General features: G+C 38.8%; 25 protein-coding genes. 8 read left to right on the top strand and 17 right to left on the bottom strand.

Annotated elements, in window-relative coordinates; all coding sequences use genetic code 11:
* Positions 1-5: 5 nt before the first annotated feature.
* The gene (locus ABJF57_RS11695) at positions 6-413 is read left to right on the top strand and encodes a DUF2721 domain-containing protein (protein ID WP_462229235.1); all 408 of its coding nucleotides are present in this window, start codon (positions 6-8) and stop codon (positions 411-413) included.
* A 9-nt stretch (positions 414-422) separates the two neighbouring features.
* On the opposite strand, the gene ABJF57_RS11690 is transcribed toward ABJF57_RS11695, so the two are convergent.
* Together ABJF57_RS11690 and ABJF57_RS11685 are read right to left on the bottom strand one after the other, a co-directional pair.
* Positions 423-1,673, bottom strand: a complete 1,251-nt coding sequence (locus ABJF57_RS11690) for a cation:proton antiporter (RefSeq protein WP_462229233.1) — start codon at positions 1,671-1,673, stop codon at positions 423-425.
* Between the two features lie 100 nt (positions 1,674-1,773).
* Positions 1,774-2,106, bottom strand: a complete 333-nt coding sequence (locus tag ABJF57_RS11685; RefSeq protein ID WP_462229231.1) for a MotA/TolQ/ExbB proton channel family protein — start codon at positions 2,104-2,106, stop codon at positions 1,774-1,776.
* Positions 2,107-2,240: 134 nt separating this feature from the next.
* Here ABJF57_RS11685 and ABJF57_RS11680 point away from each other — a divergent pair, with 134 nt between their 5' ends.
* Positions 2,241-3,002 (top strand): LytR/AlgR family response regulator transcription factor, encoded by a 762-nt coding sequence (locus tag ABJF57_RS11680; RefSeq protein ID WP_462229229.1) that lies wholly within the window; start codon positions 2,241-2,243, stop codon positions 3,000-3,002.
* Here ABJF57_RS11680 and ABJF57_RS11675 read toward each other — a convergent pair.
* The 5 genes from ABJF57_RS11675 to ABJF57_RS11655 all read right to left on the bottom strand — a co-directional run bounded on the left by ABJF57_RS11675 (position 2,992) and on the right by ABJF57_RS11655 (position 6,679).
* Positions 2,992-3,858: a hypothetical protein gene (locus tag ABJF57_RS11675; protein ID WP_462229227.1), complete on the bottom strand. Its 867-nt coding sequence runs from the start codon at positions 3,856-3,858 to the stop codon at positions 2,992-2,994. The two genes, ABJF57_RS11680 and ABJF57_RS11675, sit on opposite strands and share 11 nt — an antisense overlap.
* Entirely contained in the window at positions 3,842-4,795 is a 954-nt protein-coding gene (locus tag ABJF57_RS11670) for a carbon-nitrogen hydrolase family protein (protein WP_462229225.1), read from the bottom strand. The genes ABJF57_RS11675 and ABJF57_RS11670 overlap by 17 nt, the downstream gene beginning before the upstream one ends.
* A 27-nt stretch (positions 4,796-4,822) precedes the next feature.
* Positions 4,823-5,227 (bottom strand): OsmC family protein, encoded by a 405-nt coding sequence (locus tag ABJF57_RS11665; protein ID WP_462229223.1) that lies wholly within the window; start codon positions 5,225-5,227, stop codon positions 4,823-4,825.
* Between the two features lie 156 nt (positions 5,228-5,383).
* Positions 5,384-6,103, bottom strand: coding sequence for a hypothetical protein (locus tag ABJF57_RS11660; protein WP_462229221.1), 720 nt, complete (start codon positions 6,101-6,103; stop codon positions 5,384-5,386).
* Between the two features lie 63 nt (positions 6,104-6,166).
* On the bottom strand, positions 6,167-6,679 hold the full coding sequence (locus tag ABJF57_RS11655) for a DUF1905 domain-containing protein (RefSeq protein WP_462229219.1): 513 nt from the start codon (positions 6,677-6,679) through the stop codon (positions 6,167-6,169).
* A gap of 111 nt (positions 6,680-6,790) precedes the next feature.
* Here ABJF57_RS11655 and ABJF57_RS11650 point away from each other — a divergent pair, with 111 nt between their 5' ends.
* Together ABJF57_RS11650 and ABJF57_RS11645 are read left to right on the top strand one after the other, a co-directional pair.
* Complete coding sequence (locus tag ABJF57_RS11650; RefSeq protein WP_462229217.1) at positions 6,791-7,147, top strand: BlaI/MecI/CopY family transcriptional regulator; 357 nt, start codon at positions 6,791-6,793, stop codon at positions 7,145-7,147.
* Positions 7,144-8,946, top strand: coding sequence for a M56 family metallopeptidase (locus tag ABJF57_RS11645; protein WP_462229215.1), 1,803 nt, complete (start codon positions 7,144-7,146; stop codon positions 8,944-8,946). The genes ABJF57_RS11650 and ABJF57_RS11645 overlap by 4 nt, the downstream gene beginning before the upstream one ends.
* A gap of 3 nt (positions 8,947-8,949) precedes the next feature.
* On the opposite strand, the gene ABJF57_RS11640 is transcribed toward ABJF57_RS11645, so the two are convergent.
* The 4 genes from ABJF57_RS11640 to ABJF57_RS11625 form a co-directional block, all read right to left on the bottom strand.
* Positions 8,950-11,964 carry a sensor histidine kinase gene (locus ABJF57_RS11640; protein ID WP_462229213.1) on the bottom strand — a complete coding sequence of 1,005 codons (3,015 nt, stop codon included), beginning with the start codon at positions 11,962-11,964 and terminating at the stop codon, positions 8,950-8,952.
* 238 nt (positions 11,965-12,202) lie between these two features.
* The gene (trhA, locus tag ABJF57_RS11635) at positions 12,203-12,829 is read right to left on the bottom strand and encodes a PAQR family membrane homeostasis protein TrhA (RefSeq protein ID WP_462229211.1); all 627 of its coding nucleotides are present in this window, start codon (positions 12,827-12,829) and stop codon (positions 12,203-12,205) included.
* 63 nt (positions 12,830-12,892) lie between these two features.
* On the bottom strand, positions 12,893-13,855 hold the full coding sequence (locus ABJF57_RS11630) for a CocE/NonD family hydrolase (RefSeq protein ID WP_462229209.1): 963 nt from the start codon (positions 13,853-13,855) through the stop codon (positions 12,893-12,895).
* 365 nt (positions 13,856-14,220) lie between these two features.
* Positions 14,221-15,381 (bottom strand): S-adenosylmethionine:tRNA ribosyltransferase-isomerase, encoded by a 1,161-nt coding sequence (locus ABJF57_RS11625; protein ID WP_462229207.1) that lies wholly within the window; start codon positions 15,379-15,381, stop codon positions 14,221-14,223.
* 1 nt (position 15,382) lies between these two features.
* On the opposite strand from ABJF57_RS11625, the gene menC reads away from it, so the two are divergent.
* Positions 15,383-16,444, top strand: a complete 1,062-nt coding sequence (gene menC / locus ABJF57_RS11620; RefSeq protein ID WP_462229205.1) for an o-succinylbenzoate synthase — start codon at positions 15,383-15,385, stop codon at positions 16,442-16,444.
* A 4-nt stretch (positions 16,445-16,448) separates the two neighbouring features.
* Here the strand turns inward: menC and ABJF57_RS11615 are convergent, their stop codons facing one another.
* From ABJF57_RS11615 to ABJF57_RS11605, 3 genes are all read right to left on the bottom strand, one after another.
* Entirely contained in the window at positions 16,449-16,898 is a 450-nt protein-coding gene (locus ABJF57_RS11615; RefSeq protein WP_462229203.1) for an N-acetyltransferase family protein, read from the bottom strand.
* Between the two features lie 70 nt (positions 16,899-16,968).
* Positions 16,969-17,433, bottom strand: a complete 465-nt coding sequence (locus ABJF57_RS11610) for a nuclear transport factor 2 family protein (RefSeq protein WP_462229202.1) — start codon at positions 17,431-17,433, stop codon at positions 16,969-16,971.
* Between the two features lie 56 nt (positions 17,434-17,489).
* Entirely contained in the window at positions 17,490-17,792 is a 303-nt protein-coding gene (locus tag ABJF57_RS11605; protein ID WP_462229200.1) for a hypothetical protein, read from the bottom strand.
* Between the two features lie 137 nt (positions 17,793-17,929).
* Here ABJF57_RS11605 and ABJF57_RS11600 point away from each other — a divergent pair, with 137 nt between their 5' ends.
* Positions 17,930-19,321 carry a sensor histidine kinase gene (locus tag ABJF57_RS11600; RefSeq protein ID WP_462229198.1) on the top strand — a complete coding sequence of 464 codons (1,392 nt, stop codon included), beginning with the start codon at positions 17,930-17,932 and terminating at the stop codon, positions 19,319-19,321.
* Here ABJF57_RS11600 and ABJF57_RS11595 read toward each other — a convergent pair.
* Positions 19,318-19,911: a dioxygenase family protein gene (locus ABJF57_RS11595; protein ID WP_462229196.1), complete on the bottom strand. Its 594-nt coding sequence runs from the start codon at positions 19,909-19,911 to the stop codon at positions 19,318-19,320. The genes ABJF57_RS11600 and ABJF57_RS11595 overlap by 4 nt on opposite strands.
* Before the next feature lie 183 nt (positions 19,912-20,094).
* Here ABJF57_RS11595 and ABJF57_RS11590 point away from each other — a divergent pair, with 183 nt between their 5' ends.
* Positions 20,095-20,568, top strand: coding sequence for a response regulator (locus ABJF57_RS11590; RefSeq protein WP_462229194.1), 474 nt, complete (start codon positions 20,095-20,097; stop codon positions 20,566-20,568).
* Here ABJF57_RS11590 and ABJF57_RS11585 read toward each other — a convergent pair.
* Together ABJF57_RS11585 and ABJF57_RS11580 are read right to left on the bottom strand one after the other, a co-directional pair.
* Complete coding sequence (locus ABJF57_RS11585; RefSeq protein ID WP_462229192.1) at positions 20,565-21,728, bottom strand: histidine kinase dimerization/phosphoacceptor domain -containing protein; 1,164 nt, start codon at positions 21,726-21,728, stop codon at positions 20,565-20,567. The genes ABJF57_RS11590 and ABJF57_RS11585 overlap by 4 nt on opposite strands.
* Positions 21,728-22,873, bottom strand: a complete 1,146-nt coding sequence (locus tag ABJF57_RS11580; RefSeq protein WP_462229190.1) for a sensor histidine kinase family protein — start codon at positions 22,871-22,873, stop codon at positions 21,728-21,730. The genes ABJF57_RS11585 and ABJF57_RS11580 overlap by 1 nt, the downstream gene beginning before the upstream one ends.
* Before the next feature lie 149 nt (positions 22,874-23,022).
* Between ABJF57_RS11580 and ABJF57_RS11575 the strand changes: the two genes are divergently transcribed.
* A complete protein-coding gene (locus ABJF57_RS11575; protein WP_462229188.1) occupies positions 23,023-25,470 on the top strand; it encodes a PIG-L family deacetylase in 2,448 nt (815 codons plus the stop codon).
* The last annotated feature ends 96 nt before the right edge of the window (positions 25,471-25,566 follow it).

The raw sequence follows: 25,566 nt of genomic DNA, 5'->3' as shown, positions 1-25,566 counted from the left end.
AGATTATGCAAATTACATTGACTACCCCTGCGCTTCTTTTCCCGGCAATTTCCTTGTTATTGCTTGCGTACACCAATCGCTTCCTAGCGATTGCGACACTTATTAGGCAACTTCATAAGAGTTATCTCGGCAATCCCAAAAGTGTGCTGGAAGGACAATTAAAGAACCTTAGAAAGCGACTTTTTCTTATTAGAGCTATGCAATTGTTTGGTGTCTTGAGTTTGCTTCTCTGTGTGCTCGCTATGTTTTTTATTTATCTAGAAGTGGGAGTTTTGGGCAGCGGTACCTTTGGAATTTCTTTGGTGTTGCTTTTGTTTTCCCTCTTTATCTCTGTTAGGGAAATACAGCTATCGACCAAGGCATTGGATATTGAGCTCAGCGATATGGAACTTGGCAGTAAGCTGAAATTTTAGGGATAATGATTACCGAACATTCGCACCATAAAGCTTCATTACGCTTGTAAGTGTAAGACCTTGATAAAGTACTGTGCATACTACCACAACATACGTCATGGTTACAATTAGCTCTTGCCCGGGAAAATCTGTAAGAGAAAGCGAAACAGCCACGGGTAGTCCGCCTCTAAGAGCGCCCCAGGAAAGAACTGTAATTGTTCCACTATCAAATGAACGCTTCCTTGACATCAGGCGAATAGGAATGAAAACGCTAATCCATCTTGCGAATAGTGCGAAATTAACGGCAAAAAAGCCTAAAGAAAAGTAATCAAGTCGAAGTGGTATTACAAGCATCTCGAATCCAATCAGAACGAACAGCATTGCAGCAAGCGTGTCTTCCATGAGCTGCCAAAATCTGTATACGTAGGCTCCTACTGCACTTTCTCCAAGTTCATCTCTACCAAAATTTCCCAGTATGAGTCCCGTGGTAACAGCTACCATCATGGAAGAAACGGAAAAGAGGTCTGCAACATACGAACCACCCATGACTAATGCGAGTGTTACTAATACTTCTACTTCTACATCATCATTGTCGATGTATTGGAGAAGTTTGTAGCCAATCCATCCAAAAACGAGACCGGCGACAACACCGCCTGCTAAGTCTCTGGTCAATACCCATGCAGTACTGCTAAGGCTCAAAGAATCATTCGCTATTCCTTCACGATATATGTTTACCAAAACGAGAGCCAGTACAATAGCAATACCGCCATTAAGTAGGGCTTCTCCAGATATTTTTGTTTCTAACTCATTCGACATTCGAAATCGTTGAATAGTTTTTGTGATTGCCACAGGGTCGGTAGATGAGATCAGCGCACCAAAAACAAGTGCAGCTATGTAGCTCAACGAAACGCCTATAAACCCAGCGGTGAAATAGATGAGGGTAGCAATTACTACTGTAGAAATAATAACCCCAAAGAATGAGAGTACGAGCACCGGGATCAATTGGTCTCCCAGTTTCTTGAAATCAACATTTAAAGCCCCTGCGAAAAGCATTACACTGAGAACGAAGCGATATAAAACATCTGCGAAATCATATTTCTTTATTTGTTCTGCAAGATGAAATTCTGGAAAAAGAAGACCAAAAATGAAGACGAGTAATGAAAGGATAAGTGCTAAAATTGTCAATCCAATCGAGGACGGGAGTTTCAGGTAGAATGTATTGATAAATAGAAATACCCCAGAGAAGAAAATTAGTACGGCGATAATGTCAAAAATGCTCATGACGGAGATGTTTTGCAGCCAAATCTAGCAATTTCCGTGCTGATAGTATTATTTTAAGATTTCAATTAAAAGGAGGCCAGATATATCTGGCCTCCTTTTTTTATTTTCGAGTTTTGAGAATCAGGCTGATTAGTATGGCAACTAAATAAATGATTAACCCATAAATTGTTGTGATCATAGATACTTTAAAGCCACCTGCTAGCAATGCAGGGGATACGGTACCTACTTGTGAAATCGCCTCAAAAGCTTGAAATAAACCAATTAACTGTCCAAGAATACCTGTAATAGCTGCTAATAAACCAGCAGACTTAATTTTGCTTGTATTAGTATCTCCATTCATAAAACCTTTTACAGCAAAATATGCGACAACTCCCAATTCGATTGTGAGGATACTCATGAAAAGCATGCCTCCCATTTGAAATAATTCAATCATAGTTTTTTATTTTGTTAAACATGCTAGCAAAGCAACTTGGAGTGGAGGATCAATGAAAGGTTATATCCATTTCGAAATACGTTGTTTATCTACTTTTCTATCAAGTTAATTCAAAAAAAGCCATCTTCGACTCAATGATTACAAAAAGAGAGTTCATTTTTTGGACGATTACGTGGGTAATTCTTACCCTTCTGTTTAGCTCATCTATAGAGAGTATTGTGGTTTCATTTTATTTTGTTACTATTCTCATGCCTATAGTAATGGCCACATCGATATTCTTCAATCGATTTCTTGTTCCTCGTTTTCTTCTGCAGAATCAACGGGTGAAATTCATTATTTATTTCGCTTATATGTTAATAGTTTCTGTCTATTTGGAATTATTGGTGATGGTTTTGGCGTTTGTTATCCTGGCAGACTATCAAATAGAAAATCTGGGAAAGATTGCTGGCGATATTTATTTGCTCACAGTCATACTCTATTTGGTTGTGCTCATAGAAGGCCTCATTCTCTCTATTCAAAAGCTTCGAGAAAAGGCAAAGGAAATAGATGAGATGCAGAGCAGGTTGGATATCCAAGGCTTAACAGAGCTATCTATCCGATCAAATAGAAAGCAAGTCTTATTGCCACTGGATGAAATTTTGTACATTGAGAGCATGGGCGATTATGTTGAAATTCATTCTACCAAAGGGTCATATATAACAAAAGAAAAGATTAGTAGCTTGAGTGATCGATTGCCAAATTCGTTCGTTCGTATTCATCGGTCATTCATTGTGAATAAAGGACATGTATTCAGGTTTAATAAAGAAGAAATAGAAATAGCAGATCGGAGTATTCCAATTGGAAGAAAGTATAAAAAGTCTGCAATGGATGCTTTGGGAAAGAATGTTATTGTCTGAAAAATGTTTGCCCTCCCATTTTGAAAGAATGAGGAGTGTCAATTTGGATACTGTCAGATTTTGGTTGACTGAGTAGTTTGATTCTTTCGCCCTCAAGGATACTAAAATCACTTATTTTCAGACCTTCTTCAGAAATGGAAAGGAGGTAAAAATTCGAGTCTTCTGCGTTGTAGCCGAAATACTCAATTTTGCCATTTCCCCGGTCGACTTTTAATACATGAGGTTTAATATTTTCAGATTCCCATTTAGTTCCATTGATCGACTGATACGATCCTAAAAGTACTTGAAATACTGTTTCAATATTCTTGTTTTTATCCGAAGAATAGATCTGAATGCTTGCGGAAATTGCATCTTCAAATTTAGACTTGACTATTTCTGCATAATTTGAAAGACTATCAATTAGCGTTTCAGGAAATGATAAATAGAGAAATGAGGTACTACTCGCTTTTCTATTGTTGATGGATTTATGAATAAGGTCCTGAAAGTCATAGGTGCGTAATTCTAACATTTGACCTTTGACAATTCTTCCTCTGGATTCTTTAATTTCCGTTACTTTCAAATTACTTGGGTTGATGTCTTGGATGCGGAATTTTCGAATGGTGTATGTCTTGTCTTTTATATTGGATGTCTGAGGTCGATCGGAAGCTATGTGCTTGATTGTTATTTCGTTACTCTTGTTTATATAAAATGTATTAGTCCACCATTGCTCGCCGGCATTGTCATAATAGATGTAGTCTAGTTTGTTTTCTAGCCATTCTACCGCCGCTTGAAACCTAATTTCATCCTCAGCGGGAGATTGAGTAAAGGATAAACATGGAATCAACAGAAGTGTTAAAAAACTAAGTTTTGATTTCATGAAGCACCGATTGTCTTTCCCTATTCACATTTAAACTGAGTACATCTGGTCTCGAGTAGTGACCTGAGGGATCAAAATTTTGACGTTCTTCACCAACTTTTTTATGATCAAGTTCAGCTATGATGAGTTTTTCCTCATTAACAACAGGTTCAACCAGCCATGTGCCATCCGGAGCGACGATGCAAGATCCTCCATCCGCTATTGCGCTTGAGGTGGCTGCTCTCATTTTGTCAGCATAAGGAAAATCATCAGGAATGTCTTCTTTGCGAAAAAGGCCCGAAACACCGACGACATAAGAACGTGATTCTTGTGCGATTACTGGAAGTAGCATTTCGGTGTTTCTTTTATTTCCTGGCCATATGGATATATGGAGGTCTTCCCCTTGTGCGTACATCGCCGCTCTGGCCAATGGCATCCAGTTTTCCCAGCAATTTAGTCCCCCAACAGTAAATGGAGATAGCTTATGGGTGACCAACCCATTACCATCTCCAGGGCTCCAGGATAGCCTTTCTTCATAAGTGGGCATCAGTTTCCTGTGAACTGATTTGATCTCACCTCCCTTGTCGATGTATACAATAGAGCAGTAAAGGCTATGGCCGCCCCTGTCACTTGGTTTTTCCATAATACCTAGATAGATGGCTATTTGTTTTTTATGAGCGAGCTGACATAATGGATCCAAATGACCATCCTCAATGCAGATAGCTTGATCTAAATAATGTGCATGTATTTCTTTTTGTGTCGAAGAATTAAAGGAGGCACCGTCTAATTTATCTAACCAAAAAGGATACCCTGGAAGAAGAGCTTCTCCAAAAACCACAAGTTGGGCTCCCTGTTCGGCAGCATCTGACATCCATTTAATAACTTTCTCAAGTGTTTTTTCACGATTGAGCCATATTGGAGCAATCTGAGCTAAAGCGATTTTAAGGTTTGATTCCATACCGATTTTTAAAAGTAATTTGTATTGTTAAGGTCTTTTTATTTCAAAAGAATGTGTTTGCTTCGCGCTCAAGGAACCTGCTACAGAACAGTACTTTGTAGTAGCTAAATCAACAATCCGTACAGCTTCCTCTTCTGTGAGGTCTGGAGAGGTGATGACATACTTAAGGTGAATATCCGTAAAACCCCTGGGATGTTCGTCTCTTCGATCACCGCTAATTTCAGCATTCAGGTCTACGAACGTTTTTCTTCGCTTTTTTATCATCGAAACAATTTCGACTGCAGCGCATGCACCTACTGCAGATAAAAGTAATTCCGTGGGGGATTGATGCTGTTTCTGGTCAGCAGATCGCATATCTATTTCTACGTTGTTGCCGTTTTCGTTGTTTGAGGTGAATTCTTCGTCCCCTTTATAGCTCAGATCTATTTTCATTTTTACTTTTTTGTTAAAGGTAAAAGCGTTTTTGGTATTGAAAACATAACACTCAGCTAAATTTAGAGTTCAATCTGCAATGCAGTTTCTAGACCCAATTCTCCTAAGCAGGGGGGTAGCACGAAAGAGCGGCTTTGGAAAGCTATTGATGTTGATCTAGTCTATTTTCCAAGCCAATGTGTCATGATGACCTGCAAGCAGCGAACGCAGATAGCTCCCGATGAAGTTCACACCTTCAAAGCCAGCATCTCTCGCAGCTTGATCTTCTTTTTCAAATGAAACTTCTGGACCGGCAAAATCATGCATGTCTTCATAAAACCCGATGGTGAAGTTGTCCCAGCTGGGGCCAAAAACACGCGTGAAAATGAAATTAGGTCGATGTTCAATTCCCGCATAAAATTGATTTTCGGCCAATCTTTGTTCGAGAAGTTCTGATTGTTTCCCAGCTAGCGCCGTAAAGATTTCAATATGAAATAAGTCATATTTTTCAAAAGAATCGATGAAATCATTGATGGGTGGTCCTGTTACAATTGCTTCTTCCTGAAAAGATATGATATTGAATATTGGATCTCCATATGCTTTTTCAATTGTCTTTGAATCAATCCTTTTACTGGCTTGATTTTCTGAAAAATAGCTATTGATTTTATCAATTGGGTAAATGAGCATCAGATCCCAATGGTCTCCCTGGCTGTGTCTAAGGAGATAGGGTTTGTTTTCCAAATATGTCTCATACTTGGATATGTCTTCGTTTATCTGATCTATCAAATTTAAGAGCTCTCCAGGTTTAGCTCTTAGCAGACTTACTTTGTAAAGCTGGTCTTGTGCTATTGATATGGTAGCCACTAAAGTCGCAATGATGAATAATACTTTTCTCATACAGCTAATTTATGCTGATTTTAATATTTAATGGTATTAAAACTATTTGATAGTTTGACTGAGTTAATTTCGATTATTGTATTCTTTTATGAGAACATTTAGTCTTTTAAAATCGAGTCCTCCATTACTTTCTTTAAGGTGATGCATAATTGCAAGTCCTTTGGCTAGCTGGCTATCTACGTTCTTGACCTTACCTACCAGGTGAATGAGCGTTCTTTGTTTTCCTTTTGTAAGCGCATGAAAGTAACTGCTCCCGTCGGCATCTTGGTCTAGAAGCACTTGGAATGATTCGGGCATAGGCATGCCATATGCAGACCTATCTTTTTCGAGAGTCACAGATACTTCGTCTCCTTCAGACAAGCCATTCTTTTTCATGAAGTCTTTTTTTACATAAATGCTGTAAACATCGCCCTTGGGCATAAGTGCGCTATGTATTGGTGCGGCTTCTCCGATGGTGCAAATAACTCTGCGATCATCTCCTTCAATAAAAGAAGCGCCAATGGGTTTTGGGATAGCTAAATAATAACTCCATAAATCATTTTCAAAGGAGCGTATTGTCGCATTAAATGAGGCCATTATCAATCATTTTCTATTAGGATGTCACCTTAAGACTACTAAAACTGATGATTTAGTTTTATAACTAAATCATCAGTTGTATAACTGAAAAATACGTTATACATTTATGATATGGAACGACTTACAAAAGCTGAAGAGCCAATAATGAAAATCATCTGGGAGAAGGGAGATGTTTTTGTGAAAGAAATAGTTGAAGAACTCTCAGAGGAAACACCATATAACACGGTGTCTTCTTTGGTTAGAATATTGGAAGGTAAAAACATGGTGGGTCATAGAGCCTTTGGAAGAACCCATCAATACTTCGCCCTTATCAAGCGTGGAGAATATCGAAAGCATATGCTTAAGAATATCATCGCGGATTATTTTGATGGATCATACAAAGGATTATTGTCACATATTTTATCAGATGAAGAAGTCTCTGCGGAAGAGGCCAATGAATTGAAAGCACTTATCAATAAAGAATTATGAACGAACTGATCACCTTTTCTGTAAAATTTGTGATTCTGTCTACTGTTTTTTATGTAGGATATTTAATCATACAGAATCATACAACACCCGCCTTCAAGCGATTCTATTTGTTGGCTTGGATGTTTTTTTCGATTTCCTTTCCCTTGATACAGATTCAATCGAGTCAATATTCAAATGTCAATATTCGTCAAAGGGTAATGGAAGCATCCAATAGACCTCAGCCTGATTTTGAGCTAAAAGAATATCATGAGTTGGCGCTTTCTGAGAGGCCTACGGACAGGCAGGTTGGGGTAGCGGAATTTACGAGCAAGGCAAGCAATAGTATAAGTGCAAGCAGTATTGTCCAAGTAGGCTACCTAGTTGTCGCCGTTTTTTTACTACTAAGAGTGGGGTTTGGATTCTTTCAGATTCTTAGACTTAAATCCAATTCCAAACAGATAAATGAATTGGGTGTTACACTTTATGAGGTAGATGATCCTGCATTCAAAGGTGCTTCCTTTTTCGGATGGATTTTTATTGGCAAAGCAATTAAAGAAGATCGAGACGTTGTGATCAGGCATGAGCAAATACACTATTTATTGGGTCATAGTTTTGATATCCTTCTGAGTCACATCTATTGTGCATTATTTTGGATTAGCCCATTCAGCTGGATTTTGAAGAAAAGCGTAAGCATAAATTCAGAAATGGAGGCAGATGCTCGAATCCTTCACTCTGAAAGCAAGACTCGATATACAAATATTCTGCTTTCTCTTTCTCAGAGCTTGTCAGGTTCTCGAATGATGAATCATTTTTCGGCATTTCATCTAAAATCAAGGATTATCGCTTTAACAAAAACTGCCAGACATAGAAAATGGGTTTCTGCATTTACTTTTCTTACTGTATATGGCTTGTTTTTTACGATCAGTTGTGAAAATGTGAACTCACCTGAAATTATGGAAGAACGTATGGGTGAGGTGAAAACGATTACGACAAGGTTTACAAGTCATCAGTCTGATACGCAGCAGAAAACTGGAAAGGTTGTATCTATGGCTACATTTCTGCCGGATGGGACTTTGGGAGAGTTTGTGACGCAGACAACTTATCCATATGATCATGAATTCGAGAAGAAAAAAGAGTTTTGGGATGAGCCTATACGACAAAATCTTTTTTATATCATGGATGGATTGGGGTTGGGAGCTGCTGAAAAGAGCTTACTTTATGGGAATGACTGGCCTAAATCATATGCAAAGTATTTAAAGAAAGTTGAGAATGGAGAGTTGATCCGCAGGCAACCTTTTGAGCAAAAGATCACAGTGGATAATATGGATAAACCTACTGAAATTAAGCACGAGAAAATAAATGGTGATGAGATGTTTTTCTTTGGGATGGCCGATGTTACTGAATTTTTCGTTTATGATGGAAATAAAGTAATTGAGGTAGCTCAGATGAATACGTACCCTGAAATTGATGATAACAGTGAGCATTATCAAAAAACGATCAATTATGACGGTAAAGAAATAAGCATTGGGGAATATGTAAAGGAGAGAAAAATTGACGAAGGAGTCAGGAAAATTAGTTCTACTTACGAATACATTGGTGAGCTCCTTAAAAGCATAGAATATGGAGACTATTATGGGAACTACAAATACATGTTTTTTTATGAAAACAAGGTTTTAGTTAGATCAGAGTATTATAAAAATGATAACCTTATTAGTTCCAGATTTCACTATTATGAAAAAGGTTTGAAAGACCGGACTGAGATTTTTAATCGGTACAATGAACCTGAGTATACCATCACTTACGAGTATGAGTTTTGGTAAAAGTTATTTATTCACTAGCGGTAGCTTAACTGTTGCTGTGGTTCCTTTTTTCCAGACTGATCTATAATGCAATGATCCGCCGTGCTCGTTGATTATTGTATAAGTGATGGAGAGACCAAGGCCGGTTCCTTTGCCGGGCTCCTTAGTGCTAAAGAAGGGTTCGGTTATTTTTTTCAGATTCTCAGGTTTTATTCCATAGCCTGAATCTGTGAACTCGATCACAATAGCTTCGTCTTCAATGATGGTACGAATGGTAATGCTGCCTTTTTTATCTATTGCCTGAATAGAATTGGTAAGAATGTTTAGAAATGCCTGATGCAATTTGCCATTGTTGCCTAGTACTAGTGCCTTTCCTTTGGCAAATTCTTTTTTGAGTTCAATTCCATTCTTTAGGCGGTATTGAATCATTGTGAGGCAGTTATCAATGAGGTGGTAAATGTCACAAGGCTCCAGTTTTTTATCTGATGAATGACTGAATTCATTTAAGCTTAGTACAATAGTGGATGCTCTTGAAATTCCTTCTTTGATGGCTTTTACGAGTTGTGCGTACTCTTCTTTCTTAATTTTACGACTTCTTTTCAGTGTCTGCTCAAGTCCCTCGACACCGCCCTGAATAAAATTTAGAGGATTGTTTATTTCGTGCGCTACGCCAGCGGCAAGAATTCCTAAAGATGCCATTTTATCTGACTGAACCATCTGTTCTTGGGCATTTTTCAATTTATCCAAAGCAGTTTTCAACTCTTGTTTTTGTTGAACAAGGGCATTAGTCCTGTCTGAAACGGTGGCTTCCAGCCTCAAATTATTTGAAGTCAGCGTACGCAATCGAATCCAATAAATCAGCAGTGTTAATAGCACTATTGAAAAAGCCAATAAGACTTTTGCCCAGATTGTTTGCCACCAGGCAGACGCTATTACAATTTCTTGGGTGAGAATTGTAGCACTGAAATTATCATCAATGCCTGTCTGAAGCTGAAAAACATAGTCTCCCGGTGCTAGATTGGTGTATAGACCATTTCTGGCATCCAATGCTTCAACCCATTCTTCATCGAAAGGTGTAAGGCGATATCTAAACTGTAGAAGGTCTGTCTGCGCGTAGCTGATGCCTGTGAAGTCAATTAGTAATCTATTTGTTCTAGGAGGCACTATTACCTTTTCAGAAAGATCAATTCTTTCGTTATCGGCATAGATGCTCTCAATGATAATTTTCGGATTAAAGTTTGGCGGTTTGATTTCGTTGGGATCTAGCTGAACAATTCCACCAAGAGTTGGTATCCAAAATCTCCCTTTTGAATCGGTGAAAGAAAGCACGGCTCCAAGACAATGGCTATTCTTCATTCCATAGCTTTTATCAAACTGCTTTACTTTAATTTTTCTTTCAGGATTTTCTGCGGCTTGTTCAAGTTCGGCTATTCCAACACTAAGTATTGAATTTTCTGAAGGCATCCATAAATTACCTTGACTGTCCTCCAATACATCATAAATGATGTTTGAAGGCATCCCATTCTCCGTGTTGAAGTTTACTATTTTTTCCTCGCTGTATCCTGTCAGCCCATCATTGGATGCTATCCATATGTAATTGGCTATGGAATGAGTAGCAAACATGAAATTTGATGGAAGCCCATCGTCCACGGTAACGGTTTTCGCTACTTTTTTGTCTTTGATTATGTTTAAACCATTAATGGTTCCTACTATGATATCTCCATTTGTATTTTGCTCGATGGATAGAATATAATTCGAACTCAAACCATCATTTATGGATATTTGCTCCCAATCATCGAGCGATTTAAAAATGATGAGTCCCGCGTTTTTGGTGCCCACCCAAATCGATCCGTCTTCGGCTTGATGGGCTACTCTTATGAAGTTGTCAGGAAATCCATTGTTGATAGTGAAATGCTTACTGTTACTCCCATTGAGCACTACTAGCCCACCGTAAGTGCTAACCCAAATTCTACCTTTCTTATCTATGAGTAGGTTTTTTAGACGTTCTGACGGTATTGGGATGGCTGGTTGGTATTGAGTAATCACTCCATCTTTTAGGAGGTTTAAGGTTCCATTTTCGTTGCCTAGTAAATGGTTATTACCTATCTCAGAGACACTACTAATGATGTTGGTCGCAAGTCCATCGTTTTCCGTATAGCTGGTAATTGATCCATCGGAAAGGAAGAAGATGCCATTTCTATACGTTCCAACCCAAAGGTTTCCTTGCTGATCAAACATTAGATCTTGTACAATGTTATTTGGCATTCCATTGTCTTCATTCAATGAGTCAAGCTTTGAGTCTTGATAGCGAAACAGTCCTCGCATGGTTCCTATCCAAAGCGTTTGTTTTTTGTCAACAATGAGTGAATTAATGGTAGTATTGCCTAGAATGGGGCTTTTAAGGATATTCTGTCCGTCCCACATGTATAGCCCATGGCCAGTGCCCAGATACAATAGGCTATCGTCTGCGAAAAATGTGTTTACCCCGTTGATATTAATGTCAAGGTCAAAATTCCTAACATCTCCAGATGCTGTATAAATAACCAAGCGAGAGTCATCGGTTCCAAAGTACACGTTTTTGTTGCTGTCTTCTTCAATTGATTGTACGGTACTATTATTGACTTTAAGAATATCAGTGAACTCTTCTAAAGTATTGTTTTGATATTGAAATAACTGATTTGATTTAGTACTAAACCACAAAGAGCCAGACTTGGTGAAAAGCATGTTCTCAATACTCAAATTGCTGATTTCCTCGAGTCCTTGAGGAATGATAAACCCTTCATTTTCATATTTGACTATCCCATGCAGGGTTCCAATCCAAAGTCCACCATCTGGGCTGATCTTAACACTCAGGACATTTGAAGAGGGTATATTACTGTTTTCGCTATTAAAGACGGTAAAGTCTTTTCCATCAAAACGGTGCAGTCCGGTATAAGTGCCTACCCATATGTAGCCGTCTTGAGTTTGCACAAGTTCACTTGTTGATTCAGAGGTAAGTCCATCCTCCGTGTTCCAATACCTCAGAACCAGCTGACTCATTCTTTTTTTTGAATCAAGATTATTTTGTCCGTCGGTCTGTGTACACACCAACAGAGAAGTGACTAAAAAAAGAAGTGTGGTTTTCTTAAATTTTAGGCAACTAATTAATGAATCTTCTAAGCATTTGAAGGAATAAATCATTGGCAGTAACTATCCATTAATTTAAGAAATACATCTTGCATTAGTGGGGTTGGAAATCAGGTTTTTAGGCGGTTTCGTCTAAAAATTTGATAAATAACTAAAGTACGCTCTTATATATCATAGCAAAATGACATGCGCTGCCTCCGAGTACACAAACATGAAAGATGGCGTGATTCATTGGCAATGAGCGAATGCTGTACAGAATAGCACCCGCGGTATAAAAGACGCCTCCGGCTAGAAGCCAGAGCAATCCTTCCGTGTTCATGGACACCAGAAGTGGCTTAATAGCGAAAATCGCAATCCATCCCATGGCTATGTACATGATAGTGGACAGCCTATCATATTTACCGGTAAAGAACAGTTTCAATAGTACACCAGAAATTGCCACACCCCATATTACGAAAAAAAGAATGTGTCCTACACTATCTGCAAGTGTGATTAAACATACCGGGGTGTAAGTTCCAGCAATTAGAATGAAAATAGATGCGTGATCAAAAATGCGAAGCTTAACTCTAAGTTTACCGTGCTTTGCAGCATGGTAAAGTGTCGACGCACTATAGAGTATAATGAGGCTGAAGCCAAAGGTGAAAGTTGAAAGAGAATCGGTTAGTGTATCCGATTTTAATTGCATTACCACAAGAGAAATAAGGCTTGCCACGAGCCCAAACCCATGCGTGATCACATTGAGTCTTTCTTCTGAAGCTGAATAGTGAGTATCTGACATTTGATTTATAAGTTGTTTAAAATCAAGATTCAGCGAGCGGAAAGCATGCATGAATCATAGTGTTCAATTGATTGTGATTTCATTTGAATTTGCAGCAAAAGCGCCAATGTTGTTTTGTCTTATGAAGTCTTGAAGCATTTCCTTAAAGTCCTTTTGATTACTAATAACATCCATTACGTGAATATTTCCCCATTCTGTGTGATGAAACTCTGAAGACTCATTAAGATTGCTTGCAATATTTGCAGATTGCCTTGAATTGGTTTTTGGATCAGCTTTTGAATGGATGAGAAAAACTGGCTCAACTATATTCTTTGCTGCTTGCATTGGGCTAGCTTCTTTGTGGTCAATGTCAGCACGAATATTTACCCACATCATAACAGCGGGAGCTATGCCGTTGATCCATGAACCATAATCTAGAATGGCTCGTTCGAAAATGGCGGTATACCAATCCTGGTAAGGTGAGTCAGCAACGATAAATGCAGGATTTCTATCATCAGCACCAGCAATGAGAGCGGCGCCTGCTCCCCAAGAACTACCTACCCATGCAATTTGATTCCAATTATAGCCTTTAGTTTGTACAGCCCAATCCGTAACTAGGAGTAAGTCATCAGCTTCTTTAATGCCACCTGTTGGGTATTTTCCTCCACTTTCGCCATGAGCTCTGTGATCATACATGATGATGTTGCAGTTGCAATCATCAACAACTGGATAATACTTGAGCATATTTTGCCAACCACGAGCCCATCCGTGTGAAAAAATAAATAAACATGATGCGGTATCCGAAACGGTAAAATACTTGCCTCTTATTTCGACACCATTGTTTTCAACTGCAAAATCAGAGGGAGGGGGGAGTAGCGCGATCATTTCTTCATAACTAGTTCCCCAGTAATTTTCTATGTCATTTAATGTATTTTGAAATGAACTATTGGTCTCTAAAATGCGATTCGACAGGAGGTATGAAAAGCTGAGATAAAGCACAGTTAGCAACAGAATTGTTGCAATGAGGATTCGTTTGATTAGAAGCATGTTAATGATTAAAAAGACTAAGCTAGTCTATTCAACCAAAACATAAGACACCTCATAGGTGTGTTGCACTGTCGTGTTGTTCAACAAGAGACTATCCAATTAAGAGGATCAATATTATGATGAGCAAGAACAGCTTTCCTGCAAACTCTAAATGGACGCGGTGTAGGGATAGGCTTTTAATTAATTGACTCATAGCAGTTGTTTGGTGGTAGTGTAGACGCAAATGAATAGGCTTTGCAGACTCAAGTCAATACCCTAAATCGGGTATTTTTAAAAACTTTCGATGAAGTTATTGAAATGCTCCATCAATGAGGAATTACTCCACAGGGGCTTTACAAGCAAAATAATGAAGTTGCCAGCTTGATTTATCTTATAAGTAGCGAACTATCTCCATAACTTAGGAAGCGATAATTATTTGCTAGGGCTTCATCATATACCTTTCTCCAATCTTCCCCTATGAAAGAGGCAATCAAAAGAATGAGTGTGGATCCAGGCAAGTGGTAGTTAGTAACCAAACCGTCACAAAGTTGAAACTCGTACCCAGGATAAATGAATATTTCAGTTTGACCACCTATCTTATCCTTTTCGAGCTTTTTCATGTGACCATGTACTGCTTCTAACGCATCTTGCTTATCTACTGGTTTAAAAATGTAGGGATCATTTTTGTCAATATAGAAATGAGACTTATTGTTTAGCAACCTTACACCATACCAGTACAAGCTCTCAATGGTTCTCATCGAGGTAGTTCCGACAGCAATTACTTTTTTAGCATTCAGCAGGTTTTCAATATTTTGTACGGTAAGCCAAATCTGCTCATTATGCATTGGGTGATCGGCGATGTTTTCACTTTTTATAGGTTGAAATGTGCCCGCGGATACATGAAGAGTTAGGTAGTCGGTATGAATTCCCCTGCTAGTGATCTGATCAATAATTTCGTTCGTAAAATGCAAGCCTGCAGTTGGAGCTGCTACTGCACCTTTCATTTTTGAATATACCGTCTGATACCTCTCTTGATCGGCTTCTTCAATCTCACGATCTATATATGGTGGAAGCGGAATTTTCCCAATTTCGGTGAGTAGATCTGAAAATGAGCAGCCCGTTGCCCATTTAAATGTAACCGTATCATTGCTTGATCGAACAGCTTCTAGCGAAAGTGAGCTGAGATGCAATGAAGTGTTTGGTCTCCATTTTTTTGCGTTTCCAATCATGCATCTCCAAGTACATGAGTTCTCGGCATTCATTACTTCTTCATGCACCGTGGATGGCTGAAGTGGTTCTAAAAGAAATATTTCGATGCGAGCACCGCTTTCTTTATGCATGATGATTCTCGCTGGTATTACTTTGGTATCGTTGAAAACCAGGAGAGATTGATCAGGGATTAGGCTTTCAATGTCTTTAAATTCATGATGAGAGATATCTCCACGGTTGTAATGAAGTAGTTTTGAGTCTGCCCTGTTCTTGGATGGATGCTTTGCAATCTGCTCATCAGGAAGCTCATACAGAAAATCGTCTAATTTTAGATTCATAATGCGCCTCGAAGTTATACCCTACATTCTTGATTTTAAATTTTCAGCCCGCACAAGTCGTGGAGAAATGACCAATCGTAAAGTATGGTTCATGAGAGTTCAAGACGAAAATGGTGCCGTGGGATGGGGAGAGGTGGCACCTATCCATCGATTAAGTCCAGAGGATATCGAGGAGGTGCCCGTATTTCTGGAGCGACTTAAACCAGAACTTGCGAAAATTAAAATACCTTCTTCGGAGGAAGAAATCTTCAGCCTGGTTTCCAAACTGGTTCCATCCAGTATTCCGAGTGTTCGATTTGGATTGGAAGTGGCGCTGCTAGATTTACACCGAGGAGGCAAAAAGCTGATCTTTTCCGAAGACCTCAATAAGATTAATATTCCAATCAATGGATTAATATGGATGGGCGATGAGGCTTTTATGAAGGATCAGATCAGGGAAAAGCTGGATGCTGGCTTCAGTTGTATAAAACTAAAGGTAGGTGCTCTGGATTTTGAGACCGAACTGAAGATTATCAAGTCTTTGAGAGACTTTTCCGAAGAGTTAATTATCCGACTGGATGCGAATGGTGCTTTCCATACAAATGAAGTTTTATCCAACCTGGAAAGGCTAAACAAGTTTAATATTCATTCTATTGAGCAGCCAATTATGCCCATGCAGCCGGAGGCGATGGAGCTCATTTGCAATCGAAGCAAGATACCGATTGCCTTGGATGAGGAATTGATCGGTATTCATTCATCGAGAGATCGAGTCGATTTACTGCAAGAGCTAAAGCCTCATTTTCTGGTATTGAAACCAACCTTGCATGGAGGTTTTTCTTCTGTAAAGGAATGGATAGACCTGGCCGAAATTCATGGAATTGAATGGTGGATTACCTCTTATTTAGAGTCTAATCTGGGTTTAAATGCAATCGCTCAATTTGCCAGCTTGTATCCTGAAAATAAAGAGCATCATGGATTGGGGACAGGTGGACTTTATCATAATAATCTTGTATCACCGATACTCATTGATCAAGGTTATTTTAAGTACGCCAAGTCCCATGTCTGGGATGAGGTAGGTCTTTAGGTAGTCAAAAATGTATTTTCATTCCTTCGTGCGTGGCAAGAAAGCCCATTTTCTCGTAGAATCGTAGAGCGTCTGGTCTTTTCTTGTCAGTGGTCAATTGAAGTACGTGAGCGCCGTTACTTTTTGCTTTCTCAATCATCCATGTAAATAATTTTTCACCTAACCCTGTTCCTCTTCTATCAGATTTAATTCTTACCGCCTCAATTTGGGCTCGCATACCGCCTTGATATGTGAGATATGGAATGAATGAAAGCTGGGCTGTACCTACAATTTCCCCATTTTCTTCTGCAACTATTAAATGCTGATTTGGATCTTGCTCGATTTTAACAAATGAGTCATAGTAGACTTGCGGGAGTGGATTCGAATAGCGTTCTCTTTTACTTCCTAATTCGTCATCAGCAAGCAAGGCCACAATATCAATAACATCAGACGTAATTGCTTGTCTAATTTTCATTGAACAAAAATAAAGCCCTGATAAATATCAAGGCTCTTTTGTAATGTCTTTAATAGATTGTTTTGCTGTTTTAATGTCTGTGGTAGACTTTGGCTACAATTTTCCATCCGCTTTCAAACTTCATTAGACTTAAGTAATCAGTATATACATGTTTACCTTGATTTTTAAGCTCTACTTTGACCTGAGCTGCGCCTCCAGTCACATCCACATTTGCAAAGTTGTGATCCCAAACATTCTTAACGTTCTTAGGATCGTAATCATCCGTTTTTCTTTTTCTTGTGCTGGCCACCCAGTCAGCAATAGCATATTTGCCAATTTCTGTGCCTTTTACTGAATAGATCGCGAAATCTTTGTGGAATCCATTTTCCATTGCCTCCGCGTCCAACTCATTGAATGCCCCATTGACATAAGATTCGAAAACTACTTTTTTTACCGCCTCTTCTTCGGCAGTTGATTCAGCAGATTTAGAAATGAATGAGAAAATTAAAATAGCCGTAAGGCCTAAAATAGAAGTGATTTTGAGAGTCGATTTCATGTTTGAGTTGATTATGTTCCATTCAACTCAACGATGATAATCATCCCAGGTTATAATTATTGAAGAAGATCATGTTCTCCCATGTCTTCTTCCTCATCATAAAGCGCTTTGCAGTTTTGGTTGAGTTGATCGTAATCAGCTTTGTTTTCGTCGATAAAGTCCTGATAGTCAGACTTACTCATCCACTTATCTATCAAGATGTAGCTTTTACCATCGGCATGTTTCATCAGCTCGCTTCCTAAGTAATCTTCAGAAGACTCAAAAAACTTAAACCAGCTACCGCTGCGACCATATTCTTCTTCAAACTTGGCGTGATTCGCCGATACTTTGTATTTCCAGACAAGGCAGTACATTGACATAATTCGAACTTTTGAGGTTAGCTAAAGATATAGAAATATGTAGATTAATAAAGTCAATGGTCGAAAATTTACGATAGCGGCTTGTCTATTATCGAGTAGATTCTTTAATTAACCAATTCAATCAATATGGGCGACTTATGCAGTATCAAATAGAAATGATGGAGATAGGCAGCATTGCAATTTTTGCTGCGTACAACCTTGTTTTGTTTAGTCAGGTTCGGAAGAAATACTATCTCTATTTGGGGCTATTGTCTTTTTTCATGTTTCTGAGGGCGACGCTCGTCGATGATGGTTCGATGATTTTTTATGCTTTTTTTCCTGATTTCTCGCTAGCCCTGGGTCGAAAAATTGAATTTTTCAGTAGCTACGCGGGTGCTCCTCTGTCTGTGCTTTTCAGTTATACACTATATCCTAATCTTAAAACAAAGAAGTATATCACCGCATTCATTGCGATATCCTGCGTTTTTTTATTGGTAGTGATTTTCACCTCGTATAGCTTTTTCTATAACACACTATACGCTTATCAGTTTGTTATTCTGGGTTCCTATGTTTTGATGTTTATTGTTTTAATAAAAGCAGTAATGGATAAAAGCGTGGGAGCTATGTTTATCCTTTCAGGTACAGCGATGAGTTTTCTGTTTGTAATGGCTGAGTTACTGAAAATTGCAGGGGTAATTTATATTGATGCTGGGCCCAATCTTGTGAATACAGGGTTTGTTATTTTCCTCTTTTTACAATCCATTGGTTTGTCAGAAATTTTTGCTAGCTCATTTAAAGAAAACCAAGAGCTTAATAAAAATTTGGAAAAACGCGTTAACGAAAAAACCTCTGAAATTTCAAGGGCAAGTTTGTTGAGAGATACTTTAATACGGATTGTTAGTCATGATATTCGTGGACCTATGAGCAACTTGAAAAGTGTCATTACACTTGTGCGAGAAGATCAAGTAGGGATCGATCAAGCTAAAGAGTTTATGGGAACGATTGACAAAGGAGTTGATCATACGATACAGATGCTTGATGAATTGATGGAGTGGGGGCATGCGGCCTCCCAAAATAAACGGATACAACAGGAAGATATCGTATTGAAAGAGATTATTGATCCGGCGGTAACCCAAGCGAATCCCAATATAGCATCCAAAGATTTGAGTTTTAAGCTAAGTGGAGATACAAATGCGGTCTGTTTATTTGACAAGAATGCGCTAAAAGTGATCATCAGGAATCTACTATCGAATGGTGTGAAATTTACGGAAAAAGGGGGGAGTGTAGAGATGAAAATAGAAAAACGGTCAACAGATATTTTGATAAAAGTCATTGATTCGGGAATAGGCATACCAGATGAAATGAAAAGTCATTTATTTGAAATGAAGAAAGACAACAAACGCCCTGGCACAGAGAATGAAAAAAGTTCTGGAGTTGGTCTGTTCATTTGCAATGATCTAATTACGCAGAATGACGGGACATTATCCGTGATGGATAATCCCACAGGCAAAGGGACAATATTCAGTTTTACATTGAAGCAAGCAAGCTAATCTTTAAGGAGAATATTTCTTTCCCCAATGAGAATAGGACCTTGTCGAGTCAGTTTTACTACATGATTGAATCGATCATTTCCCGACTCATTTTTTCTGTCTTTTGCTGACAGCAGCTTGTCTCCTTCAAAGAAATAATCCTTCAGCCAATATTCTTTTTTCTTTAGTTCTTTGACAGTGATGTGAATATGAGCGGGAACGTTCCTGCCGGGATATGGCTCTGGCTTAATTGTTTCAAAAGAATATATTCCATCATCACCAGTTCTGACCCAGGACCTCAAATACCCGTGCCTTTGACCATTTCCAGTTTCATTTCCTTTTTTCGGATATACACCTTCAGCATTTGTATGATATAGGTAGAGGATGACATTGCCTGCTGGCGTTTCACCATCCGCTAGGTAGACGGTTCCGCTAATTTTTATTCTTTGACCCTTTTCGCTGATCTCAGCGATTGTCGTATTAGACGTGATGTCTTTGGGAGCTTCGTTTGCTCCACACCATTCACAACTAAGCTTATCGGGTAGTTTTTCCTGAGCACTAGAGCAAGAAATAAGTAAATGTGCGATAAAAAAAAAGGAGAAGAGTTTCATGTGATTTTGTACGGAAAATCCACGCCTCAGTTTTAAACCTGTCCTAAGAAAAGGGAGTTGTTCATTTTGGTGTTTAAAGAAATATCCTTTGAAATAAAATTTTGCGATAAGTATTTTGCCTAACTAAAAATAGATATTCGATCCTCGTTAATTCGTGTATTTTTGTAATGAAGATTTGTGCTTATGGAAACACTTACAGCAGAAGAAAGAGCAGAACGTAGAGCGGCTAGAAGAGCAGCTAGACAAGCTACAAAAGTTGAAAAGGAGTATACCATCCTATACGTGGATGACGAGATGCCGAATCTTAGAGGCTTTAAATCTACCTTTAGAAGACTCTACAATGTGCACACTGCTTTGGGGCCGCATGAAGCGCTTGAAGTCATAAAAAAGGAAAAGATAGACTTGATAGTAACAGACCATAGAATGCCACACATGTCTGGGGTTGAGTTACTGAAGGATGTATTTACTTTCAAGCCAGAGATCAAAAGAATGATTCTTAGCGGCTTTATTAAAAGAGCTGATTTGTATGAAACAATCGGCGATTTTGGCATCCATGACTTTGTGACTAAGCCTTGGGACTTTGAGGATCTTAATGGTATTTTTCAGCGAATTCTGAAAACAGATGCTGACGTTAAAGATTTTAGCAAACTAGGCTAACCGACTATCTCGGAAAATAGAAGTAAGGAAATTGCAACCTTGCGTTCATCTATTTCGACTTTTCCTTCTGACTCATTGATCAATAGTTTTATAGAAGGTGTGTCTTTCAAAGCAAACTCGTTTTCACTTTGATTGTAGATATCCAAATGAATTTGATTTGAGGACTTTCTTAATCTTACGCTTAACTCCATCAATGGGAGATTCTGCATGCATGAAAGAATCCGCTGAATAATGATGCCTAGGTGGAGAGCTTTTGCATGAAAGATTAAGCAATCTTCGATTTCTATATTGAGCGATTTAACCTGATTTTTTTGAATGAAATTATTAATCAATTTTTCTAAGTAAGGCCTTATTGCAACCTGTTTGTAATCATCCGTATGATACAAGGGATCATGAGCTCTTGCGATTGCATGGATGCTCTCTGTTATTTCCTTTAACTCATTTTTTACTTGAGGCTGTCCGTAGGATTCAAGTTCAATCAAACTATTGACAAGGAGCAGATTGTTCTTTACTCTGTGGTGAACTAGTCTGAGCAGCTCTGTTTTTTCTGACAGATTCTCCGCAATTTCATTTTTATAGCGCCTTTGATTCTTTAGTTCATCTTGAATCTTACTCAGATTTCTCCTTGTAATTCTCGAAAAACTATATGTGATGAAGGTGTGAATGATGATTACTGAAATTACTACGGCAAGTTCTAGCCACTTAGACTCCTTAATTTCACTTTCTGGAAAAAAACTCCATAGATCGCCAAACACAATTAAAGCGATGCAAAAAAGAACGACAGATGTTGTTATGACAACACCTCTGAAGTTCATGACCAATCCAGAGAAGATGACGATTACGGGGAAAATTATAATGCCAACTTCATGTATCCGAGAGCCTAGAATGCAAATGATGCTAGTAGACACCATCATGATTGAGACTATCAAAATCATGGAGGTGTTTATGTACCCTTTTTTTAGGGCCACAAGAGAAATTCCACAAAAGAATGGAACCATCAGGGTGGCTAGCGCAATTTCTGTAAGGCCCAAAATAAGGTTTACTAAAGCAAGAATTATGGCAATAACTGGTATGACATACAAGAAGAGTTGTAGTTGGTTAGCTACTTCTTTCTTAGCGTAATGGTCTGAAATTTTATATGCTTGCCAATCCAGCTTCATTATCCTGCTTCAGGGGTAAAAGTGAATGTGAATTCTTGAGTAGATTTTGTGAGTACTCCTTTTAGCTGTTTTGTAAGCAGATCCATCACGATTCCTTGTTCGATAGTTTTTGTGCTTACAAAACCTGATAGCTTAAATAAAACTGCACTTTCAGTCATGAGATCAATGCAAAGTTCTCCATTTGCGTTTCCATCAGCTTCATGAATGAGTTCAAGAATACAAATTCCATAGTTGATGGCTATATCTGATCTGATCATCAGAGGGACCTGATCTGTGTTTATTTGTATCGCCTGTGTCTCTTTTTTTCTTTCATACTTTTTTACTAGCTCGATCGTAAATGCTTGAATTTCAAGCATCATTGGAGTTTGAGTCGAAAGTAGAATTTGGTGAGCAGTTTCTATGACTAGAACCTTTCTGGTAAGACTACTATATGTAGCCGCTAGATGATGAGAACTTTTCCTCTGATAACTAATGAGCTGTTGTATGTGAGTTAAACTGTTGATGGCTGTCCTATGAATTTCTTCAATTATCTCTAGTTTTTCGCCTACCTGCTCCGCGAGATTGTCAGCTTCATTTTTACTGATTGAAATTTCAGACTGAGCGTTGGCTAGAGCATTTTTCATGATGTTCATAAGGCTAAAAGCGACAAAACCTCCGATAACGATCATAAAAGAAATGATGAAGAAATCACTCGAATTGGTTTCATATACATAGGTGATGTTATGTATTTGGAAGTGTTCGCTTACAACCAACCATGTCACACCAATTAAACTTAAGCTTGTGGCGAGTGCTAGCTTTTTTTGATCTAAGATTATGCCTGAAAAGCCAATGATAATTGGGTAGCCGACAATCGCAATGTCGTTAATGCCATTCCCCAGCGTACATATCAAGGTCAATAAAACATTAAAAAAAACCACTGTTAAGATTACTGCTTTATGAAGGTTTCCTCCTAGTAGGCGTTTTCTTGCGTAAAAAGTAAAAAGAAGGCCAATGGCAAGAACAAGTGCCATTGTATACTCGCCTTGAAAAAGAAAAAGCACGAACATAAAAGAAAGCAATGCAGGAAGTAGTAAAAAGCCAACTTTGATCACAAAGGTGATGCTTTCCAGATCACCACTAACATAATTTTTTGGCGGAGTTTTCAAGACTAGGCGTTTGGTATTTAAATGTATAGAAAATATCTAAGGGATAATGATTGCATCTAAATTTGCCATTTATACAATTCACATAACTTTCCAGTTTTTATCTCGTAACAAACCGCAACGAAAACCTTTCTATGAAAATCCATGCTTTATTGAGCCTACTGCTAGCGCTCTCGCTTAATCTGTATTCTCAACAAACAAACTCCTACAAACCAGGCGATATTCGTCAAAAGCTAGAGAAATTGAACGTTCTCGGGTCTGTTCTATATGTAGCAGCTCACCCAGACGATGAAAATACACGACTCATTGCTTACTACGCCAATGGAGAACTTATGCGGACAGCATATTTATCCGCCACCCGCGGAGACGGAGGACAAAACCTCGTTGGACCACAAATCCGAGAAGAACTGGGACTCATTAGAACACAAGAGCTATTGGCAGCTCGTAATACCGATGGTGGTCAACAATTTTTTTCCCGAGCAAACGATTTTGGATATTCTAAAAACCCTAGTGAGACGTTTAATATTTGGGATCGCGAAAAAGTATTGGCGGATTTTGTTTGGACATTCAGAAAGTTTAAGCCAGATGTGATCATAACTCGATTTAGCGATACAGCTCCGTCACATGGACATCATACTGCGAGTGCTATTTTGGCAAGAGAAGCTTTTAAGCTCAGTGGCGCTGCAAATGCATACCCTGAGCAATTGACTTATATTGACACATGGCAACCTAAGAAAATCTTTTGGAACATAGGTCGATGGTCGGTTAGAAACTCGAATCAGGAAGCTGACGAGTTGATCACATTAAACGTAGGTGGATACAATAATCTACTTGGGGAATCTTATACAGAAATTGCAGCCAAGAGTAGAAGCATGCATAAGAGTCAGGGTTTTGGGTCTTCAGGCTCTAGAGGAGATCAGGAGGAGTATTTACAACAATGGGGAGGAGATGAAGGCAAAGGAGTGTTCGAGGGGATAGATACTTCATGGGAAAGAGTCGATGGATCTGAAGAAGTTGCTTTCTTTATTAACAAGGCGATCAGCGAATACGATGAAAAAGCACCGTCAAAGATTGTTGAGCCATTGATGGCCGCACGTAAAGCACTGGATGAAATTCAAGATGACTTCTGGAAAAATATCAAGCAAAAAGAAATTGATGAGTTAATTGTCGCGGCTTCCGGTCTCTATCTTTCCTTAAGAGCAGATCAATCGAATTATACCATTGGAGACTCAATCGTCATTAATCTGGAGGCAATTAATCGCAGCGAATTAAGCATTCATTTGGATCAAATAAAGTTTAAGAATTGGGTGAATCCAATTTCCTTCAATGCTCAATTGCTTGATAATAAGCGGTTTAATTCGGAAATGAATTTTGTCATTCCTGCGGGAATGACCAATACCCACCCCTATTGGTTAAAGGAAAAGGGAGAGCTTGGAATGTATAGGGTAAATGAGCAAGAATTAATCGGAAAGCCTGAGAATGATCCTGCCATAGAAGGAGAAGTAACGATATCTTTGAGTGGAACACCGATTGTTTTAAACATTCCTGTCGTCTTTAAACACACTGACCCTGTTGACGGAGAGGTGAGTGAGCCGCTCACCATTGGGCCTCCAGTTACAGCGAACATATCAGGAGGGGTTCTCGTCTTTGGAGATGATGAACCGAAATCTGTTGACGTAAGAGTAACAGCGGGTAAGGAAAACTGTGCCGGGAACGTCACATTAGCAGCACCAAAAGGTTGGACGGTCACTCCAGAAGGGTATGATTTTCAATTGGCACAAAAAAGGGAGGAGCAAGTTTTCACATTTAGCATTACACCTCCTAAAAAGGGTTCGGAAGGGATTGTGTCGGTAAAAGCGACCGTTAATAATAAAATCTATGAGGAGGGATTGTCAATTATTGATTATGATCATATCCCAAAGCAAACCCTTTATCCCAAAGCTCAGGTAAAGGTGGTGCGGTTGAATCTGAAGAAAAAAGGAAATAGCATTGGATATATAGAAGGTGCTGGAGATGATATCCCTCAAAACCTTGAGCAGATAGGATACAGTGTGACAACCCTTGGTAAGGATGAGGTTATGTCTGACAATTTGAAGAAATACGATGCTGTTATTCTGGGTGTACGTGCGTTTAACACCGTTGATTGGCTTTCTTACAAAAATGTAGAACTCTTCGATTACGTTAAAAATGGTGGTAACCTGATCATACAATACAATACAAGCCATCGTCTGGTAACAAAGAAAATCGCACCGTATGAACTTAAGCTCTCACGAGACAGGGTGTCAGTAGAGCATGCACCTGTAGAGATTATTGGATTTGATCATCCAGTAATGAATGGACCAAACAGAATCACAGATAAAGATTTTGAGGGTTGGGTTCAGGAAAGAGGTTTGTACTTCCCGAATGAGTGGTCTAAGGATTTCACTCCAATTCTAAAAAGTAATGATCCCGGTGAAAGTCCAAAATCTGGAGGACTACTCGTTGCAAAGTATGGAGAGGGGTATTATGTGTATTCTGGCTACAGCTGGTTTAGAGAACTGCCAGCAGGGGTGCCAGGAGCATACAGAATTTTTGTAAACTTAATTTCATTAGGTAAATGACAGAATTGATTTCGGAAAGAAACATTGATAAACCACCATTTTTTAAAAAATGGCGCTACCTCTACATTTTCGTTGCAGGCTGGTTAGTCGTACTTA

This window comes from Ekhidna sp. (assembly GCF_039940915.1).
Lineage (GTDB): Bacteria > Bacteroidota > Bacteroidia > Cytophagales > Cyclobacteriaceae > Ekhidna.
This window is presented reverse-complemented; position numbering and strand designations above follow the sequence as displayed.

Coding starts and splice junctions, on each gene's coding strand:
- ABJF57_RS11695 (WP_462229235.1), top strand. CDS start 6: ATGCAAATTACATTGACTACCCCTGCGCTTCTTTTCCCGGCAATTTCC.
- ABJF57_RS11690 (WP_462229233.1), bottom strand. CDS start 1,673: ATGAGCATTTTTGACATTATCGCCGTACTAATTTTCTTCTCTGGGGTA.
- ABJF57_RS11685 (WP_462229231.1), bottom strand. CDS start 2,106: ATGATTGAATTATTTCAAATGGGAGGCATGCTTTTCATGAGTATCCTC.
- ABJF57_RS11680 (WP_462229229.1), top strand. CDS start 2,241: ATGATTACAAAAAGAGAGTTCATTTTTTGGACGATTACGTGGGTAATT.
- ABJF57_RS11675 (WP_462229227.1), bottom strand. CDS start 3,858: ATGAAATCAAAACTTAGTTTTTTAACACTTCTGTTGATTCCATGTTTA.
- ABJF57_RS11670 (WP_462229225.1), bottom strand. CDS start 4,795: ATGGAATCAAACCTTAAAATCGCTTTAGCTCAGATTGCTCCAATATGG.
- ABJF57_RS11665 (WP_462229223.1), bottom strand. CDS start 5,227: ATGAAAATAGATCTGAGCTATAAAGGGGACGAAGAATTCACCTCAAAC.
- ABJF57_RS11660 (WP_462229221.1), bottom strand. CDS start 6,103: ATGAGAAAAGTATTATTCATCATTGCGACTTTAGTGGCTACCATATCA.
- ABJF57_RS11655 (WP_462229219.1), bottom strand. CDS start 6,679: ATGGCCTCATTTAATGCGACAATACGCTCCTTTGAAAATGATTTATGG.
- ABJF57_RS11650 (WP_462229217.1), top strand. CDS start 6,791: ATGGAACGACTTACAAAAGCTGAAGAGCCAATAATGAAAATCATCTGG.
- ABJF57_RS11645 (WP_462229215.1), top strand. CDS start 7,144: ATGAACGAACTGATCACCTTTTCTGTAAAATTTGTGATTCTGTCTACT.
- ABJF57_RS11640 (WP_462229213.1), bottom strand. CDS start 11,964: ATGAGTCAGCTGGTTCTGAGGTATTGGAACACGGAGGATGGACTTACC.
- trhA (WP_462229211.1), bottom strand. CDS start 12,829: ATGTCAGATACTCACTATTCAGCTTCAGAAGAAAGACTCAATGTGATC.
- ABJF57_RS11630 (WP_462229209.1), bottom strand. CDS start 13,855: ATGCTTCTAATCAAACGAATCCTCATTGCAACAATTCTGTTGCTAACT.
- ABJF57_RS11625 (WP_462229207.1), bottom strand. CDS start 15,381: ATGAATCTAAAATTAGACGATTTTCTGTATGAGCTTCCTGATGAGCAG.
- menC (WP_462229205.1), top strand. CDS start 15,383: ATGCGCCTCGAAGTTATACCCTACATTCTTGATTTTAAATTTTCAGCC.
- ABJF57_RS11615 (WP_462229203.1), bottom strand. CDS start 16,898: ATGAAAATTAGACAAGCAATTACGTCTGATGTTATTGATATTGTGGCC.
- ABJF57_RS11610 (WP_462229202.1), bottom strand. CDS start 17,433: ATGAAATCGACTCTCAAAATCACTTCTATTTTAGGCCTTACGGCTATT.
- ABJF57_RS11605 (WP_462229200.1), bottom strand. CDS start 17,792: ATGTCAATGTACTGCCTTGTCTGGAAATACAAAGTATCGGCGAATCAC.
- ABJF57_RS11600 (WP_462229198.1), top strand. CDS start 17,930: ATGCAGTATCAAATAGAAATGATGGAGATAGGCAGCATTGCAATTTTT.
- ABJF57_RS11595 (WP_462229196.1), bottom strand. CDS start 19,911: ATGAAACTCTTCTCCTTTTTTTTTATCGCACATTTACTTATTTCTTGC.
- ABJF57_RS11590 (WP_462229194.1), top strand. CDS start 20,095: ATGGAAACACTTACAGCAGAAGAAAGAGCAGAACGTAGAGCGGCTAGA.
- ABJF57_RS11585 (WP_462229192.1), bottom strand. CDS start 21,728: ATGAAGCTGGATTGGCAAGCATATAAAATTTCAGACCATTACGCTAAG.